At 68.5% G+C, this 4,126-nt stretch carries 7 protein-coding genes; all 7 read left to right on the top strand.

Annotated features, from left to right (window positions below; translation table 11 throughout):
• Positions 1 to 28 precede the first annotated feature (28 nt).
• A complete protein-coding gene (infA, locus tag WMI84_RS17205; RefSeq protein ID WP_013493543.1) occupies positions 29 to 250 on the top strand; it encodes a translation initiation factor IF-1 in 222 nt (73 codons plus the stop codon).
• Between the two features lie 81 nt (positions 251 to 331).
• Positions 332 to 445 carry a 50S ribosomal protein L36 gene (gene rpmJ, locus WMI84_RS17200; protein WP_006592630.1) on the top strand — a complete coding sequence of 38 codons (114 nt, stop codon included), beginning with the start codon at positions 332 to 334 and terminating at the stop codon, positions 443 to 445.
• A gap of 226 nt (positions 446 to 671) precedes the next feature.
• Positions 672 to 1,046, top strand: a complete 375-nt coding sequence (gene rpsM, locus WMI84_RS17195; RefSeq protein WP_347355000.1) for a 30S ribosomal protein S13 — start codon at positions 672 to 674, stop codon at positions 1,044 to 1,046.
• A gap of 57 nt (positions 1,047 to 1,103) precedes the next feature.
• Positions 1,104 to 1,499 (top strand): 30S ribosomal protein S11, encoded by a 396-nt coding sequence (gene rpsK, locus WMI84_RS17190; protein ID WP_034715209.1) that lies wholly within the window; start codon positions 1,104 to 1,106, stop codon positions 1,497 to 1,499.
• A 26-nt stretch (positions 1,500 to 1,525) separates the two neighbouring features.
• Positions 1,526 to 2,134 (top strand): 30S ribosomal protein S4, encoded by a 609-nt coding sequence (gene rpsD, locus WMI84_RS17185; RefSeq protein ID WP_347354999.1) that lies wholly within the window; start codon positions 1,526 to 1,528, stop codon positions 2,132 to 2,134.
• Positions 2,135 to 2,294: 160 nt separating this feature from the next.
• Complete coding sequence (locus WMI84_RS17180) at positions 2,295 to 3,326, top strand: DNA-directed RNA polymerase subunit alpha (protein WP_347354998.1); 1,032 nt, start codon at positions 2,295 to 2,297, stop codon at positions 3,324 to 3,326.
• Between the two features lie 53 nt (positions 3,327 to 3,379).
• Complete coding sequence (gene rplQ, locus WMI84_RS17175; RefSeq protein WP_347354997.1) at positions 3,380 to 4,114, top strand: 50S ribosomal protein L17; 735 nt, start codon at positions 3,380 to 3,382, stop codon at positions 4,112 to 4,114.
• Positions 4,115 to 4,126: the final 12 nt, after the last annotated feature.

The raw sequence follows: 4,126 nt of genomic DNA, 5'->3' as shown, positions 1-4,126 counted from the left end.
GAAGATAGACGGAAGATAGACGGAGGACATGGCCAAGAAGGACGGCGTCATCGAGATCGAGGGCACGATCGTCGAGGCTCTCCCGAACGCGATGTTCCGGGTCGAGCTGAGCAACGGTCACAAGGTGCTCGCCCACATCTCGGGCAAGATGCGTCAGCACTACATCCGGATCCTCCCCGAGGACCGGGTCGTCGTCGAGCTCTCGCCCTATGACCTGACCCGCGGCCGGATCGTCTTCCGTTACCGCTGAGCAGTACCGCTCGATGCAAGACCGCCGACCCGCTCCGGCAGGCCGGCACGCCCAGTAGAGATCGCTAGAGACAGCAGGCAGATGAAGGTTCAGCCGAGCGTCAAGAAGATCTGCGACAAGTGCAAGGTGATCCGCCGCAACGGGCGGGTCATGGTGATCTGCGAGAACCTGCGCCACAAGCAGCGCCAGGGCTGAACAGGCTCACCGACCCCAGCACTGTCGGAGCAGCTTCGACAGCACGCCACCACAAGTGAACACCGCAGCACCCGGCCCCTGACGACCGACCACCTCGTCGGCGCAGGACGTCACCCCCGGCACGGAGGCCGGGGACCGGAGCCCCGGCGACGGGGCGCGACGAGCGAGTCGCACCGGACCGGTGACTGCACCAGACCTCCGCGACACAGGAAAGAGAACCGACGACATGGCTCGTCTTGTTGGAGTCGACCTGCCGCGCGACAAGCGCGTCGAGGTCGCCCTGACCTACATCTTCGGAGTGGGTCGCACCCGCAGCCAGCAGACGCTGGCTGCCACCGGGGTAAACCCCGACACCCGCGTCAAGGACCTCACCGAGGCCGACCTCGTCGCCCTGCGTGACCACCTCGAGGGCAGCTACCGCCTCGAGGGCGACCTGCGCCGCGAGGTGCAGGCCGACATCCGCCGCAAGGTCGAGATCGGCTCCTACCAGGGTCTTCGGCACCGTCGTGGCCTGCCCGTGCACGGTCAGCGCACCAAGACCAACGCGCGTACCCGCAAGGGCCCCAAGCGCACCGTGGCCGGCAAGAAGAAGGCCAAGTGACCCCCTCGCCCCGGCGAACGGATCCCACCGACACCGAAGTTCTGAAGTAGGAGAGACATGCCCCCCAAGGCTCGTACGACGAAGGTCCGTCGTAAGGAGAAGAAGAACGTCGCCCACGGGCACGCCCACATCAAGAGCACGTTCAACAACACCATCATCTCGATCACGGACCCGACCGGCGCCGTGATCTCGTGGGCCTCCGCCGGCCAGGTCGGCTTCAAGGGCTCGCGCAAGTCCACGCCGTATGCCGCCCAGATGGCCGCCGAGGCCGCTGCGCGCCGCGCGATGGAGCACGGCATGCGCAAGGTCGACGTGTTCGTCAAGGGCCCGGGCTCGGGCCGCGAGACGGCGATCCGTTCCCTCACCGCCGCCGGCCTCGAGGTGGGTGCCATCAGCGATGTCACCCCCACGCCGCACAACGGCGTCCGTCCGCCCAAGCGCCGCCGCGTCTGACCGGGACCAGAAGGAGTAGATAGACCATGGCTCGGTACACCGGCCCCATCACCAAGAAGTCGCGTCGCCTCAAGGTCGACCTGGTCGGCGGCGACAAGAACTTCGAGCTGCGTCCCTTCCCGCCCGGCCAGCACGGCCGCCGGCGCATCCAGGAGAAGGAGTACCTGCTCCAGCTCCAGGAGAAGCAGAAGGCCCGTTTCGCCTACGGCGTCATGGAGAAGCAGTTCCTCCGCTACTACAAGGAGGCGGCGCGCCGCCCCGGCAAGACCGGCGAGAACCTCCTGCAGATCCTCGAGTCGCGCCTCGACAACGTGATCTACCGCGCGGGCCTGGCCCGCACGCGTCGGCACGCCCGCCAGCTCGTCACGCACGGCCACTTCGAGGTCAACGGCGTGCGCGTCGACGTGCCGTCCTACCGCGTCGAGCAGTACGACATCATCACGATCCGCAAGCAGTCGCTGCAGACCTTCCCGATGGAGCTGGCCCGCCAGACCTACGGGGAGCGTCCCGTCCCGGCCTGGATGCAGGTCGTCGAGGGGTCGCTGCAGGTCCTGATCCACCAGCTCCCGGTGCGGGCGCAGATCGACACGCAGCTCGCCGAGCAGCTGATCGTCGAGCTCTACTCGAAGGACTGACAGCCGAAGGGCCGGTACGCCGCCCAGGCAGCTGGGCGGCATACCGCACCTTCACATCGGGGCCGGGGTCGCAGACAGAGCCGACCCCCGGCCGCCCGGATCCAGACCGGGCAGTTTCGTTCGCGTCAAATAGCGGTCGCGAACGGGAAGGAAGAAACCAGTGCTCATCGCACAGCGTCCCGTGCTCTCCGAGGAAGTCGTCGCGGACAACCGCAGCCGCTTCACCATCGAGCCGCTCGAGCCGGGCTTCGGCTACACGCTCGGCAACAGCCTGCGTCGCACCCTGCTCTCGAGCATCCCGGGTGCCTCGGTCACCTCGATCCGCATCGACGGGGTCCTGCACGAGTTCACCACCGTGCCGGGGGTCAAGGAGGACGTCACCGAGATGATCCTCAACATCAAGGGCCTCGTCGTCTCCTCGGAGCACGACGAGCCGGTCGTGATGTACCTGCGCAAGCAGGGGCCGGGGGAGGTCACCGCGGGTGACATCACCCCGCCGGCCGGCGTCGAGGTGCACAACCCCGACCTGCACATCGCGACCCTGAACGACAAGGGCAAGCTCGAGATGGAGCTGACCGTCGAACGCGGCCGCGGCTACGTCTCGGCGCAGCAGAACAAGTCCGGCGACCAGGAGATCGGGCGCATCCCGGTCGACTCGATCTACAGTCCGGTCCTGGCCGTGACCTACAAGGTCGAGGCGACCCGCGTCGAGCAGCGCACCGACTTCGACAAGCTCGTCGTCGATGTCGAGACGAAGAGCTCGATGACCCCGCGCGATGCCATCGCGTCGGCGGGCAAGACGCTGGTCGAGCTGTTCGGTCTGGCGCGTGAGCTGAACGTCGAGGCCGAGGGCATCGACATGGGCCCGTCGCCGACCGACGCCGCGCTCGCCGCCGATCTCGCTCTGCCCATCGAGGACCTCGACCTGACCGTCCGGTCCTACAACTGCCTCAAGCGCGAGGGGATCCACACGGTCGGCGAGCTGGTCGGGCGCAGTGAGGCCGACCTGCTCGACATCCGCAACTTCGGCGCGAAGTCCATCGACGAGGTCAAGGCGAAGCTGTCCGGGATGGGCCTGGCGCTCAAGGACAGCCCGCCCGGGTTCGACCCGTCCGCCATCGTGGACGCCTACGACGAGGGCTACGACGAGGACGACGACGACGAGTCCTACGTCGAGGACGAACAGCTCTGACAACCGCCCCTGACGACGGCCCTCGGCCGGTCAGATCCCACTAGGAGAACGAAATGCCTTCCCCCACCAAGGGTCCCCGCGTCGGTGGCGGCCCCGCGCACGAGCGGTTGATCCTCAGCAACCTGGCCACGGCCCTGTTCGAGAACGACCGGATCACGACGACCGAGGCCAAGGCCAAGCGCCTGCGGCCGTTCGCCGAGCGCCTCGTCACCTTCGCCAAGCGCGGCGACCTCGCCGCGCGTCGACGCGTCCTGACGGTCGTGCGCGACAAGGGCGCGGTGCACCGCCTGTTCGCGGAGATCGCGCCGGACATGGCGCAGCGCGAGGGCGGCTACACCCGCATCACGAAGATCGGGCCGCGCAAGGGCGACAACGCCCCGATGGCGGTGATCGAGCTGGTCCGCGAGCCGCTGTCGCCGAAGAAGGCCACGGTCCGGGAGGCCGAGGCGGCCACCCAGCGCGCGGCCCGGGATGCCGTGCAGCAGGCTGCTGTCGCCGAGGCCGAGGTACCGACCGTCGCGGAGGCCCCCGTGAGCGACGTCGACACCGAGGCGCCCTTCAGCGACGCCGAGGCGGACGCCCCGGCCGTGGACGTGCCGCAGGGCGCCGCCCCCGCGACATCGGACGGCTCGGCCCCCGAGGGCTACACCGTCAAGGGCAACGCCAGCTCCAAGCTCTACCACGAGCCGGACAGCCAGTGGTACGAGCAGACGGTCGCGGAGGTCTGGTTCGCCTCCGCGGCGGATGCCGAGGCGGCCGGGTACACGAAGGCGGGCGCCGAGGACTGACCACGACGGCCA

The sequence above is a fragment of the Intrasporangium sp. genome, assembly GCF_039812505.1.
Lineage (GTDB): Bacteria > Actinomycetota > Actinomycetes > Actinomycetales > Dermatophilaceae > Intrasporangium_A.
This window is presented reverse-complemented; position numbering and strand designations above follow the sequence as displayed.